Below are 25993 nucleotides of genomic sequence, written 5' to 3'. Positions count from 1 at the left end.
CCCGATCATGAGCGACGCGCCGCCGACCCCTTCCGAGGCCTTCGACCTTCTGCTCTCCGGTAACCGACGTTTCGTCGCCGGAACCCCGGAACACCCGAACCAGGACGCGGTACGCCGCGCCGAAACCGCTCCCGAACAGAGCCCTTTCGCCGTCCTCTTCGGCTGTTCCGACTCGCGACTGGCCGCCGAGATCATCTTCGACCGCGGGCTCGGCGACCTGTTCGTCGTCCGCACCGCCGGCCACGTCGCCGGTGCGGAGGTGCTGGGCAGCATCGAGTACGCCGTCAGCATCCTCAAGACTCCCCTGGTCGTCGTCCTCGGCCACGACTCCTGCGGCGCCGTCGCCGCGACCCGCGCGGCGCTGACCGACGGACTCGGCACCAACAGCTTCGTCCGCGACGTCATCGAGCGGGTCACCCCGAGTGTCCTCGCCGCCCAAGCCGCCGGGCTCACCGAGAACGACGACATCATCGACGAGCACATCCGCCACACCGTCGACCTCCTCGTCGACCGCTCCAGGCTGCTCGCCGACAAGATCGAGGCAGGCGAGACCGCTGTCGCCGGGCTGTCGTACCACCTGGCCGACGGCAACGCGCGTGTCGTCACCACCCGAGGGCTGAACTAGCTCGGCAGGAGCGCTCCCGCCAGCGCGAGAACGGTTCCGGCACCCGCCGCGACCAGGATCGTGGTCACCACTCCGCGCCGTAACACGAACAGCAGGACCCCGGCACCGGCGAGTACGGCGTACTGCCATGCCTGGGTCAGGCTGAGCGCGAGCGGGATCGCCGAGCCGAGGATGGCGCCGACGGCGGCAGGCCCTGCGCCGTCGAGGAACGCCCGCACGTTCGGGTTGCCGCGGAGCCGGTCGAAATGCTTGGCACCGAGGAGAATGAACAGGAACGACGGGGCGAAGGCGACCAGCGAGGCGAGGATGCCGCCGGCGAGCCCCGCCGCCGCGTAGCCGACGACGGCGACGGTCTGCACGACCGGCCCCGGGGTGACCTGGCCGAGCGCGACCGCGTTGAGGAACTCCCCCGCGGTCATCCAGCCGTAGGTGTTCACCGCGTCGTCCTGCATGAGCGGGATGATCACGAAACCACCGCCGTAGGACAGCATCCCGACCTTGAGCGACACCCACGCCACCGACGCGAACACCCCGGCGCCCGCGGCCGCGGCGGCCCAGGATTGAACGGGGACGGCGAACAGGGCGGCGGTCGACTCGCCGCGGCGTGCGCGGTTCACCGTCAGCTCGATCAGGCCGCAGCCCAGCAGGACGAGCACCAGCCACGGACCGAGGAAGGCGGCCGACGCGACACCCGCGACGACGTACAGCGCCCAGCGCACACGCCCCGTGGTGGCCGCGCGCCGCCACCCCGCCGGGATCAGGCCGACGCCCGCGTGCACCGCGACGGCGGCGACCGCCGCACCCGCTCCCGCACCGGCGCCGCGGACCCACGCCGGCGGCGAACCGGTGAGGAACAGCGCGGCCAGCGCCAAGATCACGATGAGGCCGGGCACGATGAACGCCGCGCCGCCGACCAGCGCGCCCGCCCGGCCGCGTACCCGCCACGCGGTGAAGATCGCCAGCTGGGTCGACGCCGGGCCGGGCAGCAGGTTGCAGGCGGCGATCGCGTCCTCGAACTCCTGATCCGACAGCCAGCCCCGGCGCTGCACGCACAATTTGCGCAGCAGGGCGATATGCGTCGGCGGGCCGCCGAAACCGATGCAGCCGATCCGGCCCCATTCCCGCAGGACTGTTCCCAGGCCGGCGTCCTGAATGGACTTGGGCGGCATCGCGGGCTCCTGTTCGCCGTGCGATGTCACCGGGCCGCCGGCTGGAACAGCTCGACCGGATTGCCCGCCGGGTCGTCGAACACGATCTGACGGCCGCCCGGCCCGGTCACGATGTCACTGCGGAACGCGATGCCCGCCACACGCAGCCTCGCGACCTCGGCGTCGATGTCCTCGACGACGAGATGGATACGGTTCCAGCCGCCGGGCGCCGGTTTCGTGCCGTCCGGCATCGGACGGCCCGCCGAACTCGCCGGACCGCTGAGCAGCAGCCGGAGATTCCCGCGCACCACGTCCGCGAACGCGGGCAGCACACTCGAGCGCACGCTGAAATCCAGGTGCCCGGTATAGAACTCGACGGCCGCCGCGACGTCGTCGACCAGGTAACGCACGCTCACCAGGTCCGAAGTCATGTCCTCTTCACCTCGTCGTTCCGGTTCTTCAGCTGGGCGGTCATGAACCCGATCCGGCGGTCCAGTTCGGCGGCGAGGCGGCGGAACGCCGGATAGGTCTCGCCCGCGTCGTCGATTTCCCTCGCCGGGTCCGGCAGGCTCCAATGGACGACGCGCGGATGCCCGGGAAACTCCGGGCAGACCTCGCGGACCCGGTCGCAAAGGCTGATCACCCAATGGAATCGCCTGTTCCGGAGACCGTCCACATGGGACGGCTCATGGTCGAGGACGATGCCGCGCTCGGCCATGACGCGCACCGCGTCCGGATGCAGCGGTTTCGGACGGCTGCCCGCACTGGCCACCTCGACCGCCGGTCCGGCCCGGTGCCGCAGCAGCGCCTCGGCCATCGGCGACCGTCCACTGTTGCCGGTGCACACGAACAGCACCTTGAGCCGGGAACCGGTGGCTTTCGCGTCCGCCGGGTTCGGCACGAGAGCGGGATGCAGCGAGCCCCCCGCCTCGGCGAGCGCGTCCGCACACCGCCCGAGGTCCAGGTGATAGTAGGTGTCGCGGCCGTCGAAACTGCTTCTCCGCGCCTTGACCAGCTCCGCCGCTCGCAGCTTGCGCAGGTGATAGGACACCAGGTTCTGCGGCTGCCCGACCAGTTCCACCAGCTCACGCACCCGGCGGTCGCCGTGCGACAACTCGCGCAGCAGCCGCCAGCGCAGCGGATCACTCGCCAGCCGCACGAACGGCGGCGGATCGGATATCCCGGCGGTCGCCATGCGAGGAAGATACATCAATACAGGTTGATATACCTAGCCCTCGGCGTGCGGGGCGGTTATCGTCGTGAGGTGCCGTCTCCCGAGATCGTGGAGTTGTCATGACCGCTGACCCGCCGCACCTGCCGCCCAGCGACGAAAACCTCGAGAAACTGATCGACGCGCTGATCGAGCGCTTTCCCGCCGGTCGCGAGGAGGTCGAAGCGATCGTCCACCGGAACTTCACCGAGCTCAGTTCCGACGCTCCGGTGGACGCGTACCTCCTCCAACTGACCGAAGGCAAGGCCGCGGACGAACTTCGCGCCCGATATCCGGCGCATCACTGAGGTTCCTGCCCGGGAGCCACTGGCTTCCGGGCTGCTTTCGGTCCCGGGTTCCGCTCCGCTCTGGAGGCGGTGTCGCGAAAGCCACTTTCGGGACGTCTGATGTCCCGAAAGTGGCTTTCGCGACCCCCGGACAAGCGCCCAGCTAGCCCCTGCGAGCAAGAAACACGGCAGAGCGAGCCCCGCATGGACGACACGCGTGACTGGACGGACGACACGACCGCGGCCGGATTCCGCCACGTGCCGTCCGCAGGAACACGCGTGTCGTCCGACTGATCACACGAGTCGTCCGACTGGTCACGCGAAAGCGCCATTCCGCGCAACCGCGGTAGGTCTTTCAGGCCACACGGCGGGCGCGTGACAGGGCGAGCCATCCGACGATCGTGGCGAGCAACCCGAGCACCAGCGCGATGAACCCGCCGACGATTCCGTAGCCGGTCCCGGGACCACCCTCGGCGGCGGCCACGACATAGCCACCGCACGCCATCCCGAGCAGCCCCGCCGTGAGCGCCACCAAGGCCCCGCGCCGGGCGTTGCCGGAGCGCAGGCGAGCGAGGGCCAAGCCTCCGGCGATCAACCCGATCACGCCGGCCAGCGCGGCCACCAAGGACCAGAGACGGCCTGAGGTCATGGAGGCGGCGGCGATCGGCTCGGCCAGCAGATGGACCGACATGGGGTGCTCCTTCGTTCGATGAGTGGGTCTTCCTGGATGGTGTCCGCCCGGACCGCCTGGGTCGTCCGGTGAACGCAGGCAATCCGGGCTACCGCCGATGCCGCAGGAGAGCGCGGACTACCACGGCCGCGGTAGTCCGCGGATGGTCCGCGCGGACGAGTCGCTCCGGCGGGCGGCTGGCTAGGGTGCACGCATGAGCAGGGTCTGGGACTGGGTGATCGCCGCCGGGGTGACGGCGGTCCTGCTCGTCACGGGACTGTCCGGTGTGGACTCCACGACGAGCCTCGACCCGCTGGGCCACGTGCTGCTGGCCGCCGGTGGCCTGGTGCTCGCCGCCCACCGGCGGGCGCCGATCACGGTGCTGGCCGTGACCGGGGTGTGCGCCTTGGGATACCAGGCCCTCGGTTTCGACGTTCCCGTCGTCGCCTATCTGGTCGCGGTCTACGCCGCCGTCCGGGCCGGTCACCGGATCGTCGCCGTCGCGGGCTCGTTGTTCATGATCGCCGCGCTCCCGCTTGCGCTCCTGGCCTCCGCCAACGCCGTCACCGTGAGCGAGGCGCTCGCGCAGAGCCGGGACGCGCTCCAGCTGGCCTGGCTGATCGCCGCCGGTGCGGCGGGCGAAGCGCTGCGACAGGCCGAACGCCGGGCCGACGAGGCCGAACGCACCCGCGAGGAGACCGCGCGGCGGCGGGCCGACGAGGAGCGCCTGCACATCGCTCGGGAGCTGCACGATTCGCTCACCCACCAGATCTCCGTCATCAAGGTGCAGGCCGAAGTCGCCGTCCACCTGGCGGCGAAACGGGGTGAACCGGTGCCGGAATCCTTGCTGGCGATCCGGGAAGCCGGTCGCGAGGCGACCCGGGAACTGCGGGCGACCCTGGAGGCCTTGCGTGACGACGGAACGCATCCGCCGCACGGGCTCGACGGGATCCCCGATCTGGTGGAACGGGCGAAGTCGACCGGTCTGGACGCGACGCTGATCGTCGGCGGGCAGCGGCACGACCTGCCCGCCGCGGTGGACCGCACCGCGTACCGCATCGTTCAGGAGTCGCTGACCAACATCGCCCGGCACGCCGCGGCCAAGGCCGCGTCGGTGCGGATCGACCACCGCCCCGGCGCTCTCGCCATCCAGGTCGACGACGACGGCGAGGCCACTCCGGACACCACGCCGGTGCCCGGTGTCGGGCTGCTGGGTATGCGCGAACGGGTCACCGCCCTCGGCGGCAGTCTCCACGCCGGACCACGGAGCACCGGCGGCTTCTCCGTCCAGGCCGAACTTCCCGTGGAGCGAACGTCGTGATCCGTGTCCTGCTCGTCGACGATCAGCCGCTACTCCGCAGCGGCTTCCGCGCGCTGCTCGACATCGAGGACGAGATCGAGGTCGTCGCCGAAGCCTCCGACGGGAGCGACGGCGTGGCGCTCGCCAGGAAGCACCTGCCCGACATCGCGCTCATCGACATCCAGATGCCCGTGGTCGACGGGATCGAGGCGACCCGGCGCATCGCCGCCGATCCGGCCCTGTCCGGCGTGCACGTCGTCATCCTGACCAACTACGGCTTGGACGAGTACGTCTTCGACGCGCTGCGCGCGGGCGCGGCGGGTTTCCTGGTCAAGGACATCGAACCCGAGGACTTCCTGCACGCCGTCCGCGTCGCCGCCCGGGGTGACGCCCTGCTCGCGCCGTCGATCACCCGCAAGCTGATCGACCGGTACGTCACCCTGCCGCCCCGCGCCGGGACGGGTGGCGGGCTGAAGGAGCTGACCAACCGCGAACGCGAAGCCGTCGCCCTGGTCGCCCGGGGCCTGTCCAACGACGAGATCGCCGTCCGCATGGTGATCAGCCCGCTGACCGCGAAGACCCACGTCAATCGCGCCATGACCAAACTCCACGCCCGTGACCGCGCGCAACTCGTCGTGCTCGCCTACGAATCCGGCCTGGTCGTCCCGGGCGACGCGGGCTAGCCCGATCAGGGCCAGCTGCCCGAGCCGCCACGGGCGGACCGGACCGCTTTGCCGGTACCGCGCGGGAAACCGTGTTTGCCGAGCCGGACCTCGGCGAGTTCGTCCGCGCTGGTCATCGTGAAGAACAGGGCGAGGAACAGGCTCAGCACGAGCGCGCCCACCACCGGCGCCACCGGTAGCGGCGTCAGCGTCACCAGGAGCACGAACGCGGCCACGAGCCACGGCAAGGCCTCGAAACAGATCCGGGCGGCGAAACGCAGCAGCCACGTCCGCGCCGTCGCGTCGTGCAGGACCCAGTCCCGGTATCGCTCGGGCAGCCGGCGCCCGTAGACGTACTGCACCCAGCGGATCGGACCCGGTCGCTCCATGCGAATCACCTCTTGGGAATTACCCCTTTTCGCCTCGATTCATGTACGCGTCCGTGGTTGCCGGAGAACCGGGCCGGGTAGCCCATCGTCAATGGAGCGAGATCGAGGAGGATGCCCGATGGCCGCCTGCGAAGTCTGCGGAAACGACTACGAGAAGACATTCGAGATCCACACCGTCGATGGAGGGGCGCATACTTTCGACTCGTTCGAATGCGCCATCCACCAGCTGGCGCCGATCTGCGACCACTGCGGTTGCCGCGTGGTCGGGCACGGCGTCCAGGTGGAGGACCGGTTCTTCTGCTGCGCCCACTGCGCGCGGGAAAGCGCGGTGGCCGGCGGCGGGAAGGCACGGGACGCCGTCGCCACGTCTTGAGCACTGCCCCATTCGAGTGACATGGGGCTCCTCCGGGGTAGCGCGAAACGGGGTGGGGGTACCCGGCAGGCCACCGCCCTCGGAGGAGGCCCCATGATCACCCGCATGGTCATCGACCGCGACGGCACGACCCTCGAATGCGAGCGGTGTGGCCGCCCCACGGTGCACGTCGCCCGGCTCGTCGCCGACAACGGTGGTGAGGTCGGGCAGACCCTCGTGTGCACGTTCTGCCGACCTCACCGCGCGGACCAGGCCACCCGCGACGGCACCGCCGCGGGCTGAGTCAGATCACGAACCTCAGGATCGCGCCGACGCCCTCGGCCAGGCCCTCACCGCTGACGGGGACGAGATCCGCGCCTTCGGCCAGCACGGCCGCCGGAAGCGCTTCGTCCGCGCGACACCGCCTGAGAGCCTCCTCGGCGGCCCCCGAAACGTCGAGGTCCTCCTTCGTGGTCGCGACCTGCGTCGGGTCGCCCGCGACCCAGACGAGCCGGTCGGCCAGCGACTCACCGTCGATCAGCAGCGTCTCGACGGCGGCCGACCGCAGGGCCGCCGTCGTCCGGGCGAGCCCGTCCACCGCCAGCCCGCCGTCGCGCCCCTGTCCGGCGCGGAAGCGGTCGATCACGTCCTGGCGACGGCGTTCCGCGTGCTCCGCCAGCACTCGCCGCACCTCGGCTTCGAGCGCCTCCGGCGCGCTCCCTTCCGCCCGGCCGCCTTCTTCGAGCTCGACGACCTTCTCGGTCCCCCGCGGCGGGAGTTCGTCGCGCACCAGCGCCCGCGCCTGCACCTCGCCCGCGAGGACCAGCACCGAGGCGCTGACGGAGTCGGCGAGCTTGACCGCCTCCCGCGCGACCTCCGCGGCGTTGCGTTCGGCGACGGCCTCCACGCGACGCTGGATGTTCCAGTAGGCCGAGCCACCACCACGCACCTTGTGCACCGGGTGGTCCTCGCCCTCGACGGTCCGCTCTTCGGCGCCGTCCTCTCCGACGGCGTACAGATCGGCGCCCGTCTTGTCCACGACCACCACCACATGCGGCACGACAGGCGGGGTGAGCCGCAGAAGCGGGAGCAGGTACGGCTGCGGCGCGACCCGGGCGACCTCGCGGGGCGGCGGCTCCACGAGCTCCTCGTCGAGCACGACCTCGCCGCCCTCCGCGACCAGGGCGCGCCCGGCCGTGCCCTCCGAAGGCGGCGCGGCGGCCACCGCCTCGTCGAGGGCGGTGAGCGTCCGCTCCTCGGCGCCCTCGTCGGCCAGCCGCTTGCGGAGCGACCGCCAGCGCAGGTCCAGGCGCGCGGCGGCGTCCTCGGTGTTGTGCGAGTTGTCGAAGTAGACCGACGCGAACGGTCCTTCGCGCACGGTGACCTGCCGAAGCGTTGAAGTGTGCACGGTATCTCCTGTCTCGTCGGTTCCGTTTTCGATCTTCGGGTACCCGGGAGAAGGCCGGTGAATCATGACGTCCTGGCGTCGACGGCGAATTCTTCTTCCCGTGCCAGAGGGGTGCGCCCATAGAATGGGATGATGGCGGGGGACGAGCCGAAGAAGACCGACGACGAGCCGGACTACAAGAAGTGGGGCGTCATCATCGGCTCGATCAGCGGGGTCTTCGCCATTCTGGCGGCCGTCAACACGCTGACCGGGTTCAATCCGCTGAAGGGCCTCGCGCCCTCCCCCACCAGCCAGACATCGGCTTCACGGCCGCTCGCCGTGGCCACGAGCGTGCCGCGGGCCACCGCGTCGCCGCCCGCCCGCGAGCCGGCGCGGACCACGAAGAAGGCGCCCACCACCCGGACGACGCCGCCCGCCCGGCCCGATTTCCAGGTCCGCTCCTCACAGTGGAACGGTCCGTGCGACGACAAGGCCTGCTCGATGAGCGCCGTCTTCCGCAACAACGGCGGCACGGGTTCCGGAACCGCGACGTTCTTCGTGCTGTGGCCCGACAAGTTCAGCTATCTCGCGCAGTGTTCCGTCGTCCTGCCCAGAACGGGGGAGAACGAATTCACCAGCGCCGGATGCGTCGCGAGCAGCGCGCAGCTCCAGAACTATTTCCGCACCCATCGCGGCGGAACCGTGCGCCTGTACGTCAAGGCCGAAAGCTGACCGGTCTGTGAAGGCCTCCTTCACTACCTTCAGGGTAGGGAAGGAGGCCTTCACGGACATCACGACCGGTTAGGCCGTCTTCGGCGTCGCGCGCACGCCGTAGTGCATGTACGGCTCACCCGTCGGCAGCGTGTAGAACGTGACCGGCATCCACGTCCGCGTCCCTGGCTCGCGGCACACGAACAGCGAATCGGTCACCGGGACCAGCTCGAACTCCTGTGTCTTCTCCACCAGGAGTTCGGCGAGCGGTCCGGTGGCGGTCTGCCGCAGCCGCAACCCTTCCCCGGCGGCCAGCACGTCCATCCGCGCGCCCGCCCGTTCGTAGACGCCCACATGCCTCGATCCGTCGACGGTGACCGGGGTCGCGGGCGGTTCGAGCGGCCGGGGCATCGCCACGTCGGCGAGTTCGGCGACGATCTCCCGGTACAGCTCCACGTACAGGTCCCGGGTGTTGCCACCGTTGGTGAGCAGGGTGATGGCGAGCCCCTGGTCGGGCAGCAGCCGGAGGAACGCCGACTGGCCGATCGTGTTGCCGTCGTGACCGATGACGCGCTGCCCGCCCCAGGTGTCGCGGATCCAGCCGAGTCCCCAAGAGTCGCCGAGCGAGTGCTTGTCCGGGATTTCGGTCTGTTTCGCGGCCATCGCGGTGACCGAGTCCGTCGTCAGGATCCGTTCCCCCGCCGGGGTCAGCCCGCCGGTGAGGTGCAGCCGCGCGAAGCCGAGCACGTCCTTCGCCGTGGCGGTGATCAGCCCGGCGGGCCCCATGCTCCGGGGCAGTCCCCAGACGGGCGCGGGCGCCGGGTCCTCGTCCCCGTCGGTCACGTGACCGACGGCCGCCCGGAAGAGCAAGGCCTCCTCGGGCAGGGTCACGGTGTGGGTGAGACCGAGCGGGGCGAACAGCTTCTCGCGCATCGCCGCGTCCCACGTCAGCCCGGTGAGCTTCTCGATCACCCGGCCCATGACCACGAAACCCGAGTTGCAGTAGGAGAAGGTCTCGCCGAGCGGATGGTTCTGCGCGGCCTGGTCGAGGACTTCGACGTAGCGTTCGAGACAGTCGTCGCCGCGGCCGGTGTCGGTGAAGACGTCGCCGTCGATACCGCTGGTGTGCGTCAGCAGGTGCCGCATGGTGACTTTCCCGGCCACGCCCGGGTCGGCCAGCCGCAGGTCCGGCAGGACGTCCGCGATCGGCGCGTCCAGTTCGAGGAGCCCTTCGTCGACCAGCCGCATGACCACGGTCGCGGTCCACACCTTGGAGATCGAGCCGATCTGGAACACCGAGTCTTCGGTGACCTCGACCCCGGTCTTCGTGTTCAGCACGCCGTAGGAGGCGAGCACCTCGGCGTCTTCCCCGATCCGGGCGATACCGAGAGCCGCACCGGGAACGCGGTGCTTGCGGGCGAGTTCGGCCAGCCGCCGTCGCCAGTGCGCGGCCTCGATCGGCACCCGGGACGGTCCGTCGGCCCGCGCCGTGTACTGCTCGACCCAGTCGAGGACGCGCCGGTTGAAGTCGAGCCGGTGCGACGGCGGCCCGTCGAGGATGAACAGGTGCGACGCGTCCGGGTACAGCACCAGCCGTGACGGGACGCCCCGTGCGCGCAGGGCGCCGAACCACTGCTCGGCCTGGCCGACCGGGCATCGGTCGTCGTTCGCGCCCTGGATGACGAGCGTCGGCGTCCGCACCTGCTCGACCTGGGCGAACGGCGAGAAACGCTCGTTGGCCTTGTCCCACGCCGGACCGCCGAGTTCGCCGACGGCCAGGTAGTGCCCGGCGTCGGACGTGCCGCCCATGCTGGTCAGGTCGCTGACCACGCCACCGGCGACGGCGGCGGTGAACCGGCTGTCGCGGCTGGTGAGGTAGCAGGTCATGAAACCGCCGTAGCTGTAGCCCGCCACCGCGAGCCGGTCCGCGTCGGCGATCCCTTCGGCGACAAGGTGATCCAACGGTTCCAGGAAGTCCGCCGCGTCGGCGACGCCCCATCCGCCGACGGCGGCGGTGTAGAAGTCCTCGCCGTAGCCGTCGCTGCCCCGCGGGTTGATCAGCAGCACCGCCCAGCCCCGCGCGACGAGCGCCTGGTGATAGAGATGGATCGAGTCGGCCGCGCCGTTCCAGGCGTTGTGCGGACCACCGTGGATGTCCAGCAACAGCGGCGCGGCACCGGATCGCGCCGGATCCCGCAGCAGCCAGCCGTGGACGACGGTGCCGTCGCCGATGGTGAATTCCCGTTCCTCGTGACGGAAAAGCTCGACCTCGGCCACGGAGGCGCCGTGCTTCGTGCGCACGTCGACGGCGCCGGTGGCCCGGTCGACGACGGCGACCTCGCCGAACGAATCGCCCGTGGCCAGGACGACCACGATCCGCCCGGCGGAGATGTCCATTCCGGACACCACGCGATCCGCGCCCGCCAGCACCGCACGCGGGCCGTCACCGTCCACTTCGTACAGATGGGTGCAGCCGCGGTCCCGGACACCGAACAGCACGGCTCCGTCTTCCGTCGTCTGCGGAAGGGCCCCCGGATAGCCGGGGCCTCCGGCCATCACGTTGCGATCCAAGGACGCCGTCAGCTGGACCGGATCCCCGCCATCGAGCGGAACACGCCACAGCCCGAGATGACCGACCCGGGTGTCGGCCCGGCCGACCACCAGCAGCGCGGCGCCGTCGGCGGTCCAGCCGACCGTGCCCGCCATGCCCTCACCGGAGCCGACCAGCCGTGGCTCCGCGGTCTTCGCGGTCACGTCGAGAACGTAGGCGCCGGAACGGAAGGTCAGATCGGCGTCGCCGTCCTGTCCGGACGAGAAGGCGAGGTGCGTGCCGTCGGGCGACCAGGCCGGATCACCGGCGTGCCAATCGCCGAAGGTGACCTGCCGGACTTCGCGCGTGGCGACGTCGAGGACGTGCAGATGCTTGCGGACGGTCTTGATCAGCCCGGCACCGTCGGCCTTGAAGTCCAGCCGATCGGCCACGACCGGCGCGTTCGGCGCGGCTTCCCCGCCGGCCAGGTCGACCGCGGCCGAGAAGGCGATCTTGCCGCCGTCCGGGCTCCAGACCGGCGCGCCCGCCCCGAGCGGGAGTTCGGTGATCTGCTCGGCCTCCCCGCCCGACGACGGCAGGAACCACACCTGCGGCGGCCCGTCCTGGGCGCGCAGGAACGCGATCCGCGTGCCGTCCGGGGCCCATTTCGGTGCCATGTCGGCGGTTCCGTGAGTGAGCCGCCGGGCTTCGCCGGTGGTCGCGCCGACCTCCCAGAGCGCGTGCACGGTCCGGTCCTCGTCACGGTCGGCGGTGCGCAGGACGTAGACGATCCGCTCACCGTCCGGGGACAGCGACGGCTGGCTGGGGACGGCGATGTCGTACAGGTCGTCGAGACCGAGACGTCGGGTCATGATGCGCTTGCTCCTCTGGAGGTCGTGAGCTCGTTTTCGCTGAAGTGGCAGGCCGCCGAGTGACGCCGCTGTGCCGCTCCGCCGGCGGGATCCACGCGGAGGCAGATGTCGCGGTCGGCGCGCACGAGCGGGCCGACCGGGCAGCGTGGGTGGTAGCGGCATCCGCCGGGCGGATGGTGCGGGTCGGCGGGTTCGGCGTCGGCGATCACGTCGTCCGAGCCGGTGCCGAGCAGTGACGTGGTCGCCGAAGGCGCGGCGGCGAGCAGGTCACGCGTGTACGGATGCCGCGGGTCGGTGAGCACCTGTTCGGCCGGGCCGACCTCGACGATCCGGCCGAGGTACATCACGGCGACGATGTCGCTGAGATAGCGGATCACCGCGAGGTTGTGCGAGATGAACAGCATCGACAGGCCGAGCCGCCGTTGCACGGACCGCACGAGGTTGAGCACCGCGCCCTGCACCGAGACGTCGAGCGCGGAGGTGATCTCGTCCGCGATCAGCACTTCGGGTCGTCCGGCCAGCGCGCGGGCGAGCGCCACCCGTTGCCGCTGGCCGCCGGAAAGCCTCCCCGGCAGGTGGCCCGCGCGTTCGGGATCGAGGTTGACCAGCTCCAGCAGCCGGGCGACCTCGTCCCGGCGTGCCGCGCGCCCGGGGAGGACGCCAGGCGGGATCGCCTCGGTGATCGATTCCCCGATGCTCATCCTGGGGTCCAAAGAGGAATACGGATCCTGGAACACCATCTGCAGCGGTGGGCGGCGGGGCAGCTCGCGGACGTCCACACCGCCCAGCAGTACCCGTCCGGCGCTGATCGGCGAGAGCCCGACAGCGGCGCGCGCCAGCGTCGACTTCCCCGAGCCCGATTCACCGACCAGCCCGACGACCTGTCCGGAAGGGACGGTCAGCCCTACTCCGTCGACGGCGGTGAGCCCGCGACGGCCGCCGTAGCGCACGCTCACCGCGTCGAAGACGAGATCGCTCACTCCGCACCTCCGGCGGTCACGGTTTCCTTGACGGGCTGGGAAAGCGGCGCCGGATACCAGCAGGCGACGCGATGCCCGGGTTCCACGCGCTCCAGCGCCGGATCCTCGAGACGGCACCGATCGGCCACCGCCGGGCACCGGTCGGCGAAAGCGCAGCCGGCGGGCACGCGGTCCGGTTCCGGCGGACGGCCGGGGATCACCGCGAGCGGCGCGTCGCGATCGGTATCGAGGTCGAGCGTCGCGGCCAGCAAGGCCCGCGTGTACGGATGCCGCGGTGTCCCGGCGCTCGGCAGATCCTCCACCACCCGGCCCGCGTACATGACCAGCATCCGTTCGCACGTCTGCGAAACGACCGCGATGTCGTGGCTGATCAGGATGATGGCCGTGTCCCGTTCGGCCCTGGTCCGCGCCAGCAGGCGCAACAGCTGCCGCTGCACGGTGACGTCCAGCGCCGTGGTCGGCTCGTCGGCGATGATGAGCTTCGGGTCGCCCATCAGGCCCATGCCGATCATCGCGCGCTGCCGCATCCCGCCGGAGAACTCGTGCGGATACTGCCGTGCCCGCCGTTCGGCGGCGGGGATCCGCACCGCGCGAAGCCGGTCCACCGCGCGCTCGAAGGCCTTGGCACGCGGGAGTCCCTGATGCTGTTCGGCGACTTCGGCCAGCTGGCGGCCGATCCGCCTGGTCGGGTTGAACGACGTCATCGGATCCTGGAAGACCATCGCCAGCGAGGTGCCGAGCAGGCCGCGCAACTCCCGTTCCGGGGTCCTCAGTAACGGTTTCCCGGCGAATTCGAGCTTGTCCGCGGTGACCACGGCCGGCGCTTCGACCAGCCGGGACACCGCCAGCCCGGTCAGGCTCTTGCCCGAACCCGACTCGCCGACGACACCGACGGCCTCGCCGGCGTGGACGGTGAAACCCACCCCGCGCACCGGAACGGTCCAGCCCGCCGGGTTCGGGAACGCGACCTGGAGGTTCTCCACGACCAGCACGGCGTCGTCGCGGGACTCGGCGGCGTCCTCCCTGGCCGGAGCGACCGGCCGCGGCGCGAATCTCCGCAACCCGGTGCGCACGCCGATCACCCCGGCGACGGTCTCCCCCACCAGGTTGAAGGCGAGCCCGGCGAGGACGACCGCGACCCCGGGCGCCAGCGCCGCCGCCGGATTGACGTAGATGCCGTTGAGTCCTTCGCCGAGGATCCGTCCCCAGTCGTATTCCGGGGCCTGGACACCGATGCCGAGGAAGGACAGCCCGGCGAAGGCGAGCAGTGCCGCGCCGGCGCCGATGGTCGCGTTGACCACCAGCGGTTCGCCGATATTGGGCAGGATGTGCCGGAACAGCAACCGGATCCGGCCGACGCCGGAGATCCTGGCCGCCGCGACGAAATCCCGTCCCGCCACCGAAGCGGCCATCGTCTGCGCCAGCCGCGCGAACGCCGGTGCCAGCGCGAAACCGACCGCCAGCACGGCGCCGTGCGTCCCGACGCCGAAGATGACCGAGAAGAACAACACCAGCAGCAGCCCGGGAAAGGCGACCGCGATGTTGACCGCCGCGATCACCAGCCGGGCGAGCGGACGGGGCAGCACCGAGGGCAGCGTGCCGAGCACGAGCCCGGTCACCACGCCGAGCGCGGTGGCGAGCAGCGCCAGCACGATCGACAGCCTGGTCGCCACCAGCACGCGATAGAGGATGTCGCGGCCGAGGTCGTCGGTGCCCAGCCAGTGCGCCGCCGACGGTCCTTGCCCGATCGCGTTCGTGTCGATCTCGAAAGCCTTGTCCTGCCACAGGATCGGGGCCAGCACCGCGAGCACGATCACCAGCGCCAGCAGCGCGGCCGAGCACGCGCCCAGCGGGGTGCGCAGGGCCGCGAGCCATTTCGCTCCGCGCGGATTCGCCATCTCAGTCCTCCCGGATCGTCGAACGCGGATCGAGGACGGCCAGCAGCACGTCCACCGCCAGGTTCACCAGCAGGACACCGATGCCGTAGACGAGCACGATTCCCTGTACCTGCGGATAGTCCTTCTGCAGGATCGACTGCGTGATGGTGGAACCGAGGCCGGGCCAGGCGAACACGTTCTCCACCAGCACCGTCCCGGCGACCATCCCGGTCAGCATCAGCCCGCCCATGGTCAGGGTCGCGGTCAGCGCGTTCGGCAGCGCGTGCCGCAGGTAGACCAGCCGCGCGGGCAACCGTTTCGCCCGCGCGGTGCGGATGAAATCGTTGCCCAGCACGGAAAGCGTCTCCACCCGGACGATACGGGAGAGGACCGACGCCGGACCGAGCGCCAGCGCGATCACCGGGAGCACGAGCGCGCCCGGTGCTTCGCTGCCCGCCACCGGGAACCAGCCGAGGCGGACCGCGAAGAACGCCACCAGCGCCACCGCGACCAGGAACTCCGGGATCGCGGCCAGGAGGACCGTCGCCGAGGTGAACGCCAGTTCCCCGCCGCGACGGCGGCCACCCCTGGTCAGCACGGCGAACAGCAGGCCAAGCGGGATCGCGACCGCGATGACCACCGCGAAGGCGGGCAACGCCAGTTGCAGCGTCGCGGGGAGCCGGTCGCCGATGACGTCCGCGACCGGCACCCCGGTGGTCATCGACGTTCCCCAGTCGCCGGAGAGGAGACCGGCGAGATAGTCGGCGTACTGCTTCCAGAGCGGGTCGTCGAGGCCGAGCGCGGCCCGCCGGGCGTTCACCAGCTCGGCGGGCGCGGTCAGCCCGAGCGCCGCGCGGACCGGGTCGCCGGGGATCAGCTGGATCATCAGGAACGCCGTGGTGACCAGCACCCACAACGAGACCGCGAACCGGCCGAGGCGGCGGAGCCCGAACGACAGCCAAGGACTGGTCCTCGGGCCCGCCGTCGCGACGGCGCTCGTCATCAGGAGTACATCCGGATCGACGACGGCAGGATCTGCCCCTGGTTCATCTCGAACCGCGCGCCGTTAGCGAAGGTCGGGACGGTCGAGTTCACGAACGGCACCACGTCGAGCCGTTCGAACAGCGCGGATTCGGCGGCCAGCCAGTCACCGCAACCGGATTCGCCCGCCTGCGCCGACGCCTTGCCGGCGAGCTCGGCGTACCGGGGGTTCTCGATGTACGCGAAATTCGTGCCCTGCGGCGGTTTCGCTCCGGAGACGAACGGAATGGCCTGACTGGGCAGCACGAATCCCAGTGGTGCCAGCGAAACCTCCCACTCGCCGGTGCCGAAAAGCACCTGGCTGGTACCGGGACCGTCGACGGCCTTGATCGTGGCCTCGACCCCGATGTTCTTCCACGACTGCAGGATCAGCTCCGCGGCCGAGACCATCGTCGGCCCGACCTGGGTGCCGTAGACGACGGTGAGCGCGAGCCGTTTGCCGTTCTTGACCCGTATTCCGTCCGGGCCGGGCGTCCACCCCGCGGCGTCGAGCCCGGCCTTCGCGGCGGCGAGGTCGAAGGCGGGCAGCTTGCCGTTGATCGAATCACCCGGGCACGCCAAGGGTTCTCCGGTGACGAGTCCCTTGGCGGGCTGCCCGTTGCCGGTGGTGAGCACCTTGCCGATCTGGCCGAAATCGAGCGCCTGGGTCAGCGCACGGCGCACCGCCTGGTCCTGGCCGGGCCTGCCGGGCGCCTGGTTGAAGAAGATCTCGCCCATCGGCACGACGATGTCGGCGTGGAACAGCTTCTGCGACCGCAGCCGCTGCTGGTCCTGTCCGGTCACCGCCGCCGCGCTGAGTTCGCCGGACAGCAGCAGGTTCGCCGTCGTCGTCATGTTCGGCACGACCCGGAAGACCACTTTCTCAGGCAGCCCAGGCTGTTCGGTCTTCCAGTCGCCGGGGCCCCAGGTGTAGTCCTTGCGCCGGGTGAGGGTGTAGTGGTCGTTCGGCACGATCTCCGTCATGGTGAACATGCCGGTGCCGTGCTGTCCCTTCGCGGCGGACGCCCGGTCCGCCAGCCCCTTGGCGCAGACGATCGGCACCCCGGCCACGTTGCGCAGCAGGAACGAATCCGGTGACCCGCTGGTGACCGTGACGGTCCGGGCCGCGTCGTCGGCGACCGCCTTCGTCCCCGCCTTGACACTGACACCGGTCAGCGGGGACTTGGTCGCCGGATCGCCGACGTGGTTGATGTTGGCGGCCACGTCCCGCGCGGTCAGCGGCGAACCGTCCGCGCATTTGACTCCGTCGCGCAGGGTGAAGTTCGCCGTGGTCGTCGTGGCGTCCCATTTCTCCGCCAGCCCCGCGACCGGTTTGCCCGCCGAGTCGAGGTGGATCAGGCCGTCATAGAGGAACCGCCCGATCTGCCTGGCGATCGACAGTACGGTGACGGCCGGGTCGAGCGTCCCCGGATCGGTCGCGAGGCCCATCGTGAAGGTCTTGCCGTCGGTCGGTTTCTGGTTCGCGGTCCGGTCCTCCCCGGATTGCGACGTCCCCCCGCACGCGCTCACGGTCAAGGCCACCACACCCGCCATGGCGGCGGTGAGCCGAGCTGTCTTCATGCGGTTCTCCTACGGTTCGACGGAAAGTGCGCGAAGGTGGTCCACGGCGAGGCGCGCCGCCGTGCCGATCGAGGCGTCGACCGCCGGCTGGCGGTCGGCGAGGGATTCAGCGCGGGTGAACACCGCGACGGCGTACCGGCGACCGTCCACATCGGACACGACACCCGCTTCGTTGCGGACGGCGGGAAGCGTCCCGGTCTTGGCCGCGACCGCCACCCCGGCGGGAAAACCGGACGACATCCGGTGCGGCCAGATCTGCTGGGCCATGATCTTCCGCACGCGTTCACAGGCGACCGGGTCGCCCGCGCGGTCGGTCCAGATCGCGTCCAGCAGCGCGGTGATCTCCCGCGGCGTCGACGACGTCGTGCGTTCCGGGTCGAGCACAGAGAGCTTCCACAGCTGTTCGGGCGTGGCGGCGGCGAAGACGGCTTCCAGGTCGTCGTCCGGTTTCGCGCCGAGATCCGCGATCACCGAGGCGAAAAGGTCTTCGCAGCAGCCGATCAACCGCGTTTTGGCGAGTCCGAGATCGGCGAGCACCCGGTCGACGGCCTTCTGCCCGACCCGGTGGTAGACGACGTCGGTCGCGGCGTTGTCGCTCATCGTCAGCATGAAATGCGCCAGGTCGCGCCAGCTCATCTCGACGTCGTCCGCGCAGCCCGCGGTGCCGATGCCCCCGATCCGGTACCGGGCGGTGACCCGGGTCCGCTCGGTCTCGTCCAGCCGCCCGGCCACCACTTCCCTGGCGTAGGCGACGGCGACCGGGATCTTGAAGACCGACGCGAGCACGACCGGATCGTCCGCGCCCACCGCGACTTCGGGCCCGCCGGAGACGCCGACCTCCCGCGCGTGCAGGAATCCCCGAGCCCCGGCGGCCGCGAAGACCGCTTCGATCTCGTCGGCGATCCGGCTCACCGGCCCACCCGACGGTCGGCGCGCCCGGTGTGGAGGTACAGCGCCCGCCCGTTCCCGTCGTCGCCGACGAACGCGTGCGGCATGTGCAGGCCGGGGTGTGTCTTGTAGGCCGCGACGAGCGTGTGGTCCTTGTAGGCAAGCAACTCCGCCTTCTCGGCTTCACCGCCCGTGTCGGCCATGACCCCCTTCGGCACCCGCTCGATCCACAGTTTGCCGTCTTCGTCCTGGGTGACCACGGTGTCGGCCACGCGCGACGAGTACTCGCCGACGTACCTGGCCGGGTCGGCCGGGGCCGCCGCGGCGTTCGGCTCCGGCAGGGCGGGGAACTCGACGTCGGCGAGGTCGCCGAGCACCTTCCGGAAGATGTCCGCGTACAGGTGGAGCGTCTCGCCTCCGTTGGTCAGCAGGGCGACCGCGACGTTGCGGCCCGGGACCACCCGAAGGAAGGCCGACTGGCCGATGGTGCCGCCGTCGTGACCGATCACCGGGCCGCCCGGCCAGTCGAAGAGCATCCAGCCCAGTCCCCACGCCCCGCCCAGCAGGCCGAGGTCGGGCAGTTCGACCTGGCGCTCCCACATCGATCGCACCGTTTCCGGCCGGAGCACCTGGGTGCCGTCGTCCGCCCGGCCCTCGGACAGGTGCATCCGCGCGAAGGTGAGCAGATCGCGCGGCCGCATCGAGAGCATCGATCCGGCGGGAGCGTTCGACCGGGTCAGCGCCCAGATCCCGGCCGGCCGCGGGTCACCGTCCGGTTCCGGCGCGAGGTGCCCGATCGCGGCGCGGTACCGGATCGCGTCGTACGGCCCGGCCGCCGCGTGCGTCAGTCCCAGCGGGGCGAAGAGATGGTCACGCAGGCAGTCGTCGTAGGACTTGCCCCGCAGCACCTCGACGACGCGGCCGAGCACGCAGTAGGCGGCGTTGTTGTAGGAGAACATCTCCCCCGGCGGGAACAGCTGTGACACGTCCGCCAGCGTCGCGACCAGCTTCTCCACGCAGTCGTCGCCGACGCCGGTGTCGGTGAAGATGTCGCCTTCGAATCCGGACGTGTGGCAGGTCAGCTGCCGGACGGTGATCCGCGACGCCGCGTCGTCGTCGGCGAGGACGAACTCCGGCAAGTAGTTCCGGACCGGCTTGTCGAGATCGAGGAGACCTTCGTCGACGAGCTGCATCGCCAGCGTCGTCGTCCACACCTTGGTGATCGAGCCGATCTGGAACAACGAGTCCACTGTGGACTCGACACCGGTGTCCTTGTTCAGCACGCCCGCCGCGTGCTCGATCACCTCGCCGCCGGCGAGGACCGCGACGGCCGCACCGGGAACCCGGTGTTCGGCCAGCAGGGCGGAAAGGTTCTCTTCCAACCAGGCGTCGATTTCGGAAAGTTTCGCCATGTTCCACCTCGTGTCCGGGAAGCGTCGGCCGCAGTTCCCGGGATGCTATGCCGGGGACCGGCGCCACCGATTCGTGCGGAACGACGAGAGCGACGGGAAAGTTCATCCGTGCTGACGAATCGATCGCTTCCCGCCGCCAGAGCCTCGCTTCGGGCGCGCCGCCGAAGTCGCGGCGGTGGGGGGGGGGGCCCCCTNGGCGTTGCCGTCCGGAGGCGACGCCAACGCCCGGAGGACTGCTGTGCAGATGACTCCGGGCGTGGTGTCTGGCGGCGGGGGCGGCCGGTGAGGGACCAGCGGCCGGGCCCCCCCCCCCCCCGCGCCCCGGCACCCACGGCACCTCCCTCACTAGGCTGCGATTGATAACCGCTGTTTATCAATAGGCTGTAACCAAGTCTTTGTCTTCGATGATTCCGCTTCGTACCGTGGACGGATCGGCGGCAGAGGCAACGGAGGGAGGCGTCTCATGGAACTTCGTCACCTGCGCTACTTCGTCACCGTCGCTGAGACCTGTCACTTCGGCCGGGCGGCCGAGCGGCTGCACGTCGCGCAGCCCGCGCTCTCGCACACCATCCGCCAGCTGGAGGAGGAACTCGGCGTCGTCCTGCTGGCCAGGACGACCCGGCAGGTCCGCGTGACGCCGGCGGGTGAGTTCTTCCTGGCCGAAGCCCGGCGCGTGCTCGCCGGGCTGGATGTGGGAGTCCGCGGGGTCCGCCGGATCGGCGAGGGCAAACGGGGCCTGCTCCGGGTCGGCTTCACCGGCACCGCGGCGTTCTCCCATCTGCCGCGGCTGGCCAGGGCGCTCGCCCAGCGCGTGCCGGACGTGGAACTGGAGATCCGCGCCGATCTCCTGACCGCCGAGCAGTGCGAGCGCCTGCGCACCGGGACGCTGGGCATCGGGGTGCTCCGCCCGCCGGTCACCGGGGACGACATCGGCTTCCGGGTGATCGAGAGTGAGCCGCTGGTCCTCGCCGTCCCCGCCGACCACCGGCTGGCCGCCGAACCCGTCGTCGCGATGGCGGACCTGCGGACCGAACCGCTCGTGACCTACGACCGGCGCAACTCCGTCGTGTACGACGCCGTGGCCCGCAGCTGCCGGGAGGCGGGACTCACGCCCCATCAGCTGCACGAAGCCTCCGGGACCGCGGTCCTGCTGGCGCTGGTCGCCGGCGGCCTCGGGGTCGGCGTGGTGCCCGCCTCGGCCCGGGCGCTGCCCCTGGCCGGTGTCGTGTTCCGCGACCTCGCCGGAGCGGCGACCGTGGAGCTGGCACTGGCGTGGCACCGCGAAACCCCGTCCCCGCTCGTCACGACGGTCCTCGACGCGCTCGAGGACGTCTTCCCCACCGCAGAGGGCACCTGATGAAGATCACGCGAGTCGAGGCGATCCCGTTCGCCATCCCGTACCGGAAACCGCTGAAGTTCGCCTCGGGCGAGGTGCACGTCGCCGAGCACGTCCTCGTGCGGGTGCACGCCGACAACGGCGTCGTCGGCGTGGCCGAGGCGCCCCCGCGGCCGTTCACCTACGGCGAGACGCAGGCGGGGATCATCGCGGTGATCGACTCACTGTTCGCCCCGCAGGTGGTCGGCCTCAGCCTGCTCGACCGCGAAACGGTGCACACCAGGCTCGCCCGCACGGTCGGCAACCCGACCGCGAAATCCGCGATCGACATGGCCGTCTGGGACGCGCTCGGGCGCAGTCTCGACGTGTCGGTCACCGAACTGCTCGGCGGCTACACCGACCGCATGCGCGTGTCCCACATGCTCGGTTTCGACGAGCCATCGGCGATGGTCGCCGAGGCCGAGCGGATGCGGGAGACCCACGGCATCACCACCTTCAAGGTCAAGGTCGGCCGTCGTCCGGCGTCGCTCGACACCGCCGTCGTGCGCGCGCTGCGAGAGCATTTCGGCGACGCCGTCGACCTCTACGTCGACGGGAACCGCGGCTGGACCGCCGCCGAATCGGCCCGCGCGATGCGCGAGATGGCCGACCTCGGGCTGCTCTTCGCCGAGGAGCTGTGCCCCGCCGACGACGTCCTCGGCAGGCGCTGGCTCGTGCGGCAGCTCGACGTGCCGTTCATCGCCGACGAATCCGCGGTGACCCCGGCCGACGTCACCCGCGAGATCCTCGGCGGCTCCGCCACCGCGATCAGCATCAAGACCGCCCGCACCGGTTTCACCCGTTCGCAGCGCACCCACCACCTCGCCGAAGGACTCGGCCTGGAAGTCGTCATGGGCAACCAGATCGACGGCCAGCTCGGCTCGCTGTGCACGGTGGCGTTCGGCTCGGCCTACGAGCTGACGTCCCGCCGCCCCGGCGAGCTCTCGAACTTCCTCGACATGAGCGACGACCTGCTCACCGAGCCGTTGCGGGTAGTCGACGGCGAGCTCACCGTCCGGCCCGGTGCCGGTCTCGGTGCCGAAATCGATCCGGACAAGCTCCGGCACTACCGCCAGGACCACTGACGCCCACCACGAATCAAGGAGGATTCATGACCGCCATCCACGAGTCGGCCACCGCGGCCGCGTCCGGCGCCAACGCGACGGAACGGTTCAAGAGCGACAAGTTCGCCGGAGTCGCCGGAAAGCCCAAGGAGCGCGTCAGCCTGCTGGCCCGGGAGGTGCTCGAAGCCGTGCACGGCACGATCCGGAAGCACAAGGTCACCTACGACGAGTACAACGCGCTCAAGTCGTGGCTGATCGGCGTCGGCGAGGACGGGGAGTGGCCGCTGTTCCTCGACGTCTGGGTGGAGCACGTCGTGGAGGAGGTCGCCACCGAGCACCGCGAGGGCAACAAGGGCACCATCGAGGGGCCGTACTACGTTCCCGGCGCGCCCGAGCAGGGAGCCCGCGGCCCGGTCCCGATGCGGGAGGACGAGCCCGGCACCCCGCTCGTCTGGACCGGCCGGGTCACCTCCACCGACGGCACGGCGCTGAGCGGCGCGAAGGTCGAGCTGTGGCACGCCGACGCGGACGGCTTCTACTCCCAGTTCGCGCCGGGCATCCCGGAGTGGAACCTGCGCGCGAGCTTCACCGCCGACGCCGACGGCCGCTTCGAGATCCACACCGTTCGGCCGGCGCCGTACCAGATCCCGACCGACGGTTCCTGCGGCAGGCTCATCGCCGCGGCGGGCTGGCACGCGTGGCGCCCGGCTCATCTGCACGTCAAGGTCTCGGCCCCTGGCCACGAGCTGCTCACGGCCCAGCTGTACTTCCCCGGCGACGAGCACAACGACGACGACATCGCTTCGGCGGTCAAACCGGAGCTCGTGCTCGACCCGCGTCCGTCGGGTGATGGCGAGACCGTCGAGTACGGCTTCGTCCTCGACCCCGAACGTCCCTGACCGCCATCCACTTCGGAGTGATCGATGCTCTACCACGTGCGCATGGACGTCCGCCTGCCACCCGCTCTCGACGCGGCGGAGCGTGCCGACCTCATCACCCGCGAAAAGGCGTACAGCCAACGGCTTCAGCGCGAAGGAAAGTGGCCGCAGCTGTGGCGGATCGCGGGCGAGTACGCGAACTTCTCGATCCTCGACGTCGCCGACCACGACGAGCTGCACACGCTGCTGTCCGGGCTGCCGTTGTTCCCGTACATGGACATCGCGGTCACGCCGCTGGCGGCGCATCCGTCCAAGGTCGGGGACGGCGGCTGAGGATCAGTCCTTTCTCTTCGCGAAGAGAGGCCCCTTCGAAAAGATCATCCCGATGCCGAAGCCCAGCACCGTGATCCCGAACATGAAGAGGATGAAGCCGCCGATCTTCGCCTCGGCTTCGGTGTCCGGGCTGCGCGACGATTTCGACGAACGGGAGATCACGGCGTCCGGATCGGCGATCGCGTCGACCCCTGTGTAGAACAGGGCGATCGACGCGAGGATCAGGAAGATGCCGCCGGCGATGCGTTTGCCGGTCCGGCCCGGTGGAGCGGCGCCTTGGCTGTCCTCAGTGGAGTTGGACTCTGGCATGGGCCGCAACATAGCAGCCGTCTAGACGAAGGTGAGGTGAGAACGGCGCCGCAGGCGGAAGCCGGACACGACGGCGACCGCGCCGAGCAGGAGCACGAACGCCGCCACGCCGTGCGCGACACCCCGGGTCAGGTAGCCGATGTCCGTGTGGTCGATGGCGTAGGTGCCGATCTCACGGCTGGACCAGAACGGCAGCAGCCGCGCGATCAGGCTCGACGGATCGGCCATCATCTGGAGACCGACGACCGCCAGCAGGACGAGCGTGCCTTCGAGTTCCCTGGGCAGCGCCGCGCTGAGCAGGAGCCCGAACGGCGCCGACACGGCGACCGTCAGCACCATGACCACGGCGACCGAGCCGTACCGGACGTCGTGCTGGTCGACGAGGATCAGCACGAAATACGGGGCGGACAACAGGAATCCGACCGTCCACAGAGCACTCAAGCGGCCGAGGTACAGGTCGCGGGAGCGGTAGCCCGAAAGCCGCAGCCGGGGCTCCATGGCCCGGCTCGCGCTGCCGGCGAACAGCGCGGCGGTGCTCAGCGCCCAGCCGAGGCCGAGGCAGACGAACCGGATCGACTGTCCGAGGTGGTCACCGCGCCTGCTCAGGTAGAACACCAGCGGCAGCAGCAGGAGGATCAGCAGGACCGACCGGCGCCGCAGCAGTTCGCGCAGCGACATCTCGGCGACCGTCAGGATCTTCTTCACGCGACAGCCTTCCTGGCCGGGGAGAGTTCGAGCACCGTGTCGACGCGGTCCAGCTGGTTGAGCAGGTGGGTCACCACCACGATCGCCTTGCCCGCCTCGCGCCATTGCCAGACCTGGTGCCAGAAGTCGAGGTACGTGCCCTTGTCGAAACCCTGGTAGGGCTCGTCGAGCAGGAGCACGTCCGGTTCGCCGAGCCCGGCGAGCACGAGGTTCAGTTTCTGCCTGGTCCCACCGGAAAGGTGCCGTGCCTGCGTGCCCCGTCCGGGCGTCCAGTCCAGCGCCGCGGCACGGGCGGCGCCGATCCGTGCCGACTCTTCGCGGGCCATCCCGCGTCCGGCGCCGATCAGGACGAAGTGCTCACCCGCGTCGAGGAAGTCCGCGGTGCCACCGTCCTGCGGGCAGTAGCCGAGCGAGCCGCGGACGCGGACCTCGCCCTTGTCCGGGCCGGTGATCCCGGCGCAGATGCTCAGGAACGTGCTCTTGCCGCAGCCGTTCGCCCCGATCACCGCGGCGATCTCGCCGGAGCGCACCACGAGGTCGACGCCGTCCAGCACGGTCCGCCTGCGGTATTTCTTCGTGATTCCCCTGGCTTCCAGCAACACCTCGCCAGGACGACGCCGGGGGCGTCCCACACTTTCGGCCACGGCCGAGGCGTACGCGGCGGGCGGCCCGAAGACCCGCACCGGGTCTCCGCCGCTCTCCCGCAGATGCACGGCCGCCTCCGCGACCACCTGCCGCGCCGCGTCCCCGCCGACGCCCCGGCGACGCAGTTCGTGCGTCAGCGCGGAAAGCCATCCGTCGTGGTTCATCTTCCCTCCCGCAAGATCGAGGCCACCCCGGCGGAGAACTCCTGCCAGTCGGAGGTGGCGTGCCGCAATGTTTCCCGGCCTTCCGCGGTGATCCGGTAGTACTTGCGCGCGGGCCCGGCCGACCCGTCCCGCCAGCTCGCGGTGACCAGGCCGAACCGCTGCAATCGCAGCAGCACCGGATACAGCGTGCCGCCCTGGATGGGGCCCAGCCCCGCGGCGTCGAGCGACTGGGCCAGCTCGTAACCGTAGGACTCGCGCTCGGCGACCAGCGCCAGCACGCACGGCGCCAGCACGCCCTTCAACCACTGGCCGCGCCGGTCCTGATCCACGCCGAGCAATGTAGCAGTCCTATCTAGGTAGCGCTACAAGCTAGTCGCCAGCCGTGCACGACGGCGTAACTCGCGTGATCGGAGGCGTAACTCGCGTGTTTCCGGGCGTATCTCGCGTGTCTGGGGCCGGATGACTCGAGATGGACGAGTTACGCCTTCAATCACGCGAGTTACGCCTTCGATCACGCGAGTTCGGTCGCGGGGCGAAACCGTCACGGGTAGGAAGGGGACATCGTGGGTACCCAGTGCCATGACGCCGGCGGCCATGGGGGACGCGGGCGAACAGGAAG

At 70.5% G+C, this 25993-nt stretch carries 28 protein-coding genes; 11 read left to right on the top strand and 17 right to left on the bottom strand.

The genetic code is table 11. The features are described 5' to 3' along the window. The first annotated feature begins 7 nt into the window (after positions 1 to 7). Positions 8 to 625: a carbonic anhydrase gene (locus ACXIZN_RS05985; protein WP_457952984.1), complete on the top strand. Its 618-nt coding sequence runs from the start codon at positions 8 to 10 to the stop codon at positions 623 to 625. Here the strand turns inward: ACXIZN_RS05985 and chrA are convergent. The 3 genes from chrA to ACXIZN_RS05970 are packed head-to-tail and all read right to left on the bottom strand — an operon-like array spanning position 622 to position 2968. Further along, a complete protein-coding gene (gene chrA, locus ACXIZN_RS05980) occupies positions 622 to 1794 on the bottom strand; it encodes a chromate efflux transporter (RefSeq protein WP_457952983.1) in 1173 nt (390 codons plus the stop codon). The genes ACXIZN_RS05985 and chrA overlap by 4 nt on opposite strands. A 26-nt stretch (positions 1795 to 1820) precedes the next feature. Further along, positions 1821 to 2204 (bottom strand): VOC family protein, encoded by a 384-nt coding sequence (locus ACXIZN_RS05975; RefSeq protein ID WP_457952982.1) that lies wholly within the window; start codon positions 2202 to 2204, stop codon positions 1821 to 1823. Further along, positions 2201 to 2968, bottom strand: a complete 768-nt coding sequence (locus tag ACXIZN_RS05970; protein ID WP_457952981.1) for an arsenate reductase/protein-tyrosine-phosphatase family protein — start codon at positions 2966 to 2968, stop codon at positions 2201 to 2203. The genes ACXIZN_RS05975 and ACXIZN_RS05970 overlap by 4 nt, the downstream gene beginning before the upstream one ends. Before the next feature lie 98 nt (positions 2969 to 3066). Between ACXIZN_RS05970 and ACXIZN_RS05965 the strand changes: the two genes are divergently transcribed. After that, the gene (locus ACXIZN_RS05965; protein WP_457952980.1) at positions 3067 to 3291 is read left to right on the top strand and encodes a three-helix bundle dimerization domain-containing protein; all 225 of its coding nucleotides are present in this window, start codon (positions 3067 to 3069) and stop codon (positions 3289 to 3291) included. Between the two features lie 334 nt (positions 3292 to 3625). Here ACXIZN_RS05965 and ACXIZN_RS05960 read toward each other — a convergent pair whose 3' ends face one another. After that, positions 3626 to 3961 carry a DUF6223 family protein gene (locus ACXIZN_RS05960; protein ID WP_457952979.1) on the bottom strand — a complete coding sequence of 112 codons (336 nt, stop codon included), beginning with the start codon at positions 3959 to 3961 and terminating at the stop codon, positions 3626 to 3628. A gap of 193 nt (positions 3962 to 4154) precedes the next feature. Between ACXIZN_RS05960 and ACXIZN_RS05955 the strand changes: the two genes are divergently transcribed. Further along, complete coding sequence (locus tag ACXIZN_RS05955; protein ID WP_457952978.1) at positions 4155 to 5261, top strand: sensor histidine kinase; 1107 nt, start codon at positions 4155 to 4157, stop codon at positions 5259 to 5261. Continuing rightward, the gene (locus ACXIZN_RS05950; RefSeq protein WP_457952976.1) at positions 5258 to 5923 is read left to right on the top strand and encodes a response regulator; all 666 of its coding nucleotides are present in this window, start codon (positions 5258 to 5260) and stop codon (positions 5921 to 5923) included. Before ACXIZN_RS05955 ends, ACXIZN_RS05950 begins: the two co-directional genes overlap by 4 nt. A 5-nt stretch (positions 5924 to 5928) precedes the next feature. On the opposite strand, the gene ACXIZN_RS05945 is transcribed toward ACXIZN_RS05950, so the two are convergent. Continuing rightward, complete coding sequence (locus ACXIZN_RS05945; RefSeq protein WP_457952975.1) at positions 5929 to 6291, bottom strand: DUF5313 family protein; 363 nt, start codon at positions 6289 to 6291, stop codon at positions 5929 to 5931. 118 nt (positions 6292 to 6409) lie between these two features. Here ACXIZN_RS05945 and ACXIZN_RS05940 point away from each other — a divergent pair, with 118 nt between their 5' ends. Together ACXIZN_RS05940 and ACXIZN_RS05935 are read left to right on the top strand one after the other, a co-directional pair. After that, entirely contained in the window at positions 6410 to 6664 is a 255-nt protein-coding gene (locus ACXIZN_RS05940; RefSeq protein ID WP_457952974.1) for a Prokaryotic metallothionein, read from the top strand. A gap of 93 nt (positions 6665 to 6757) precedes the next feature. Beyond that, positions 6758 to 6946: a hypothetical protein gene (locus tag ACXIZN_RS05935; RefSeq protein ID WP_457952973.1), complete on the top strand. Its 189-nt coding sequence runs from the start codon at positions 6758 to 6760 to the stop codon at positions 6944 to 6946. Between the two features lies 1 nt (position 6947). Here ACXIZN_RS05935 and ACXIZN_RS05930 read toward each other — a convergent pair whose 3' ends face one another. After that, a complete protein-coding gene (locus tag ACXIZN_RS05930) occupies positions 6948 to 8051 on the bottom strand; it encodes an Rv2629 family ribosome hibernation factor (RefSeq protein ID WP_457952972.1) in 1104 nt (367 codons plus the stop codon). Between the two features lie 132 nt (positions 8052 to 8183). Between ACXIZN_RS05930 and ACXIZN_RS05925 the strand changes: the two genes are divergently transcribed. After that, positions 8184 to 8762, top strand: a complete 579-nt coding sequence (locus ACXIZN_RS05925; RefSeq protein WP_457952971.1) for a hypothetical protein — start codon at positions 8184 to 8186, stop codon at positions 8760 to 8762. Between the two features lie 69 nt (positions 8763 to 8831). Here ACXIZN_RS05925 and ACXIZN_RS05920 read toward each other — a convergent pair whose 3' ends face one another. The 7 genes from ACXIZN_RS05920 to ACXIZN_RS05890 are packed head-to-tail and all read right to left on the bottom strand — an operon-like array spanning position 8832 to position 19901. Next, complete coding sequence (locus ACXIZN_RS05920; protein ID WP_457952970.1) at positions 8832 to 12143, bottom strand: serine hydrolase; 3312 nt, start codon at positions 12141 to 12143, stop codon at positions 8832 to 8834. Then, positions 12140 to 13123: an ABC transporter ATP-binding protein gene (locus ACXIZN_RS05915; protein ID WP_457952969.1), complete on the bottom strand. Its 984-nt coding sequence runs from the start codon at positions 13121 to 13123 to the stop codon at positions 12140 to 12142. Before ACXIZN_RS05915 ends, ACXIZN_RS05920 begins: the two co-directional genes overlap by 4 nt. Beyond that, entirely contained in the window at positions 13120 to 15021 is a 1902-nt protein-coding gene (locus ACXIZN_RS05910; RefSeq protein ID WP_457952968.1) for a dipeptide/oligopeptide/nickel ABC transporter permease/ATP-binding protein, read from the bottom strand. Before ACXIZN_RS05910 ends, ACXIZN_RS05915 begins: the two co-directional genes overlap by 4 nt. Position 15022: 1 nt before the next feature. Further along, positions 15023 to 16003, bottom strand: a complete 981-nt coding sequence (locus ACXIZN_RS05905) for an ABC transporter permease (RefSeq protein ID WP_457952967.1) — start codon at positions 16001 to 16003, stop codon at positions 15023 to 15025. Beyond that, the gene (locus tag ACXIZN_RS05900) at positions 16003 to 17601 is read right to left on the bottom strand and encodes an ABC transporter substrate-binding protein (protein WP_457952966.1); all 1599 of its coding nucleotides are present in this window, start codon (positions 17599 to 17601) and stop codon (positions 16003 to 16005) included. Before ACXIZN_RS05900 ends, ACXIZN_RS05905 begins: the two co-directional genes overlap by 1 nt. A gap of 9 nt (positions 17602 to 17610) precedes the next feature. Further along, positions 17611 to 18513, bottom strand: coding sequence for a serine hydrolase (locus ACXIZN_RS05895; RefSeq protein WP_457952965.1), 903 nt, complete (start codon positions 18511 to 18513; stop codon positions 17611 to 17613). Continuing rightward, positions 18510 to 19901 carry a serine hydrolase domain-containing protein gene (locus ACXIZN_RS05890; protein ID WP_457952964.1) on the bottom strand — a complete coding sequence of 464 codons (1392 nt, stop codon included), beginning with the start codon at positions 19899 to 19901 and terminating at the stop codon, positions 18510 to 18512. The genes ACXIZN_RS05895 and ACXIZN_RS05890 overlap by 4 nt, the downstream gene beginning before the upstream one ends. Before the next feature lie 463 nt (positions 19902 to 20364). Between ACXIZN_RS05890 and ACXIZN_RS05885 the strand changes: the two genes are divergently transcribed. From ACXIZN_RS05885 to catC, 4 genes are read left to right on the top strand one after another with little or no spacing between them, the layout of a single operon-like run. Then, positions 20365 to 21258, top strand: coding sequence for a LysR substrate-binding domain-containing protein (locus tag ACXIZN_RS05885; protein ID WP_457952963.1), 894 nt, complete (start codon positions 20365 to 20367; stop codon positions 21256 to 21258). After that, positions 21258 to 22361 carry a mandelate racemase/muconate lactonizing enzyme family protein gene (locus tag ACXIZN_RS05880; RefSeq protein ID WP_126735955.1) on the top strand — a complete coding sequence of 368 codons (1104 nt, stop codon included), beginning with the start codon at positions 21258 to 21260 and terminating at the stop codon, positions 22359 to 22361. Before ACXIZN_RS05885 ends, ACXIZN_RS05880 begins: the two co-directional genes overlap by 1 nt. Positions 22362 to 22387: 26 nt before the next feature. Next, entirely contained in the window at positions 22388 to 23239 is an 852-nt protein-coding gene (catA, locus tag ACXIZN_RS05875; protein WP_457952962.1) for a catechol 1,2-dioxygenase, read from the top strand. 24 nt (positions 23240 to 23263) lie between these two features. After that, positions 23264 to 23551 carry a muconolactone Delta-isomerase gene (catC, locus tag ACXIZN_RS05870; RefSeq protein WP_457952961.1) on the top strand — a complete coding sequence of 96 codons (288 nt, stop codon included), beginning with the start codon at positions 23264 to 23266 and terminating at the stop codon, positions 23549 to 23551. A 3-nt stretch (positions 23552 to 23554) separates the two neighbouring features. Here the strand turns inward: catC and ACXIZN_RS05865 are convergent, their stop codons facing one another. Genes ACXIZN_RS05865 through ACXIZN_RS05850 form a run of 4 tightly spaced genes read right to left on the bottom strand, consistent with a single transcriptional unit; the run spans position 23555 to position 25703 of the window. Next, a complete protein-coding gene (locus ACXIZN_RS05865) occupies positions 23555 to 23860 on the bottom strand; it encodes a hypothetical protein (RefSeq protein ID WP_457952960.1) in 306 nt (101 codons plus the stop codon). Between the two features lie 21 nt (positions 23861 to 23881). After that, positions 23882 to 24565 (bottom strand): hypothetical protein, encoded by a 684-nt coding sequence (locus ACXIZN_RS05860; protein WP_457952959.1) that lies wholly within the window; start codon positions 24563 to 24565, stop codon positions 23882 to 23884. After that, positions 24562 to 25374 carry an ATP-binding cassette domain-containing protein gene (locus tag ACXIZN_RS05855; RefSeq protein ID WP_457952958.1) on the bottom strand — a complete coding sequence of 271 codons (813 nt, stop codon included), beginning with the start codon at positions 25372 to 25374 and terminating at the stop codon, positions 24562 to 24564. Before ACXIZN_RS05855 ends, ACXIZN_RS05860 begins: the two co-directional genes overlap by 4 nt. Next, a complete protein-coding gene (locus ACXIZN_RS05850) occupies positions 25371 to 25703 on the bottom strand; it encodes a PadR family transcriptional regulator (RefSeq protein ID WP_192741387.1) in 333 nt (110 codons plus the stop codon). Before ACXIZN_RS05850 ends, ACXIZN_RS05855 begins: the two co-directional genes overlap by 4 nt. Positions 25704 to 25993 lie beyond the last annotated feature (290 nt).

The organism is Amycolatopsis sp. TRM77291 (assembly GCF_054166285.1).
Note: the sequence above shows the minus strand (reverse complement) of the source record. Positions and strands in the feature narration are given on the sequence as shown.

Bases quoted from the DNA above. Each gene is read 5' to 3' on its own strand.
- ACXIZN_RS05985 (WP_457952984.1), top strand. From the start codon at position 8: ATGAGCGACGCGCCGCCGACCCCTTCCGAGGCCTTCGACCTTCTGCTC.
- chrA (WP_457952983.1), bottom strand. From the start codon at position 1,794: ATGCCGCCCAAGTCCATTCAGGACGCCGGCCTGGGAACAGTCCTGCGG.
- ACXIZN_RS05975 (WP_457952982.1), bottom strand. From the start codon at position 2,204: ATGACTTCGGACCTGGTGAGCGTGCGTTACCTGGTCGACGACGTCGCG.
- ACXIZN_RS05970 (WP_457952981.1), bottom strand. From the start codon at position 2,968: ATGGCGACCGCCGGGATATCCGATCCGCCGCCGTTCGTGCGGCTGGCG.
- ACXIZN_RS05965 (WP_457952980.1), top strand. From the start codon at position 3,067: ATGACCGCTGACCCGCCGCACCTGCCGCCCAGCGACGAAAACCTCGAG.
- ACXIZN_RS05960 (WP_457952979.1), bottom strand. From the start codon at position 3,961: ATGTCGGTCCATCTGCTGGCCGAGCCGATCGCCGCCGCCTCCATGACC.
- ACXIZN_RS05955 (WP_457952978.1), top strand. From the start codon at position 4,155: ATGAGCAGGGTCTGGGACTGGGTGATCGCCGCCGGGGTGACGGCGGTC.
- ACXIZN_RS05945 (WP_457952975.1), bottom strand. From the start codon at position 6,291: ATGGAGCGACCGGGTCCGATCCGCTGGGTGCAGTACGTCTACGGGCGC.
- ACXIZN_RS05940 (WP_457952974.1), top strand. From the start codon at position 6,410: ATGGCCGCCTGCGAAGTCTGCGGAAACGACTACGAGAAGACATTCGAG.
- ACXIZN_RS05935 (WP_457952973.1), top strand. From the start codon at position 6,758: ATGATCACCCGCATGGTCATCGACCGCGACGGCACGACCCTCGAATGC.
- ACXIZN_RS05925 (WP_457952971.1), top strand. From the start codon at position 8,184: ATGGCGGGGGACGAGCCGAAGAAGACCGACGACGAGCCGGACTACAAG.
- ACXIZN_RS05920 (WP_457952970.1), bottom strand. From the start codon at position 12,143: ATGACCCGACGTCTCGGTCTCGACGACCTGTACGACATCGCCGTCCCC.
- ACXIZN_RS05910 (WP_457952968.1), bottom strand. From the start codon at position 15,021: ATGGCGAATCCGCGCGGAGCGAAATGGCTCGCGGCCCTGCGCACCCCG.
- ACXIZN_RS05905 (WP_457952967.1), bottom strand. From the start codon at position 16,003: ATGACGAGCGCCGTCGCGACGGCGGGCCCGAGGACCAGTCCTTGGCTG.
- ACXIZN_RS05900 (WP_457952966.1), bottom strand. From the start codon at position 17,601: ATGAAGACAGCTCGGCTCACCGCCGCCATGGCGGGTGTGGTGGCCTTG.
- ACXIZN_RS05890 (WP_457952964.1), bottom strand. From the start codon at position 19,901: ATGGCGAAACTTTCCGAAATCGACGCCTGGTTGGAAGAGAACCTTTCC.
- ACXIZN_RS05885 (WP_457952963.1), top strand. From the start codon at position 20,365: ATGGAACTTCGTCACCTGCGCTACTTCGTCACCGTCGCTGAGACCTGT.
- ACXIZN_RS05880 (WP_126735955.1), top strand. From the start codon at position 21,258: ATGAAGATCACGCGAGTCGAGGCGATCCCGTTCGCCATCCCGTACCGG.
- catA (WP_457952962.1), top strand. From the start codon at position 22,388: ATGACCGCCATCCACGAGTCGGCCACCGCGGCCGCGTCCGGCGCCAAC.
- catC (WP_457952961.1), top strand. From the start codon at position 23,264: ATGCTCTACCACGTGCGCATGGACGTCCGCCTGCCACCCGCTCTCGAC.
- ACXIZN_RS05865 (WP_457952960.1), bottom strand. From the start codon at position 23,860: ATGCCAGAGTCCAACTCCACTGAGGACAGCCAAGGCGCCGCTCCACCG.
- ACXIZN_RS05855 (WP_457952958.1), bottom strand. From the start codon at position 25,374: ATGAACCACGACGGATGGCTTTCCGCGCTGACGCACGAACTGCGTCGC.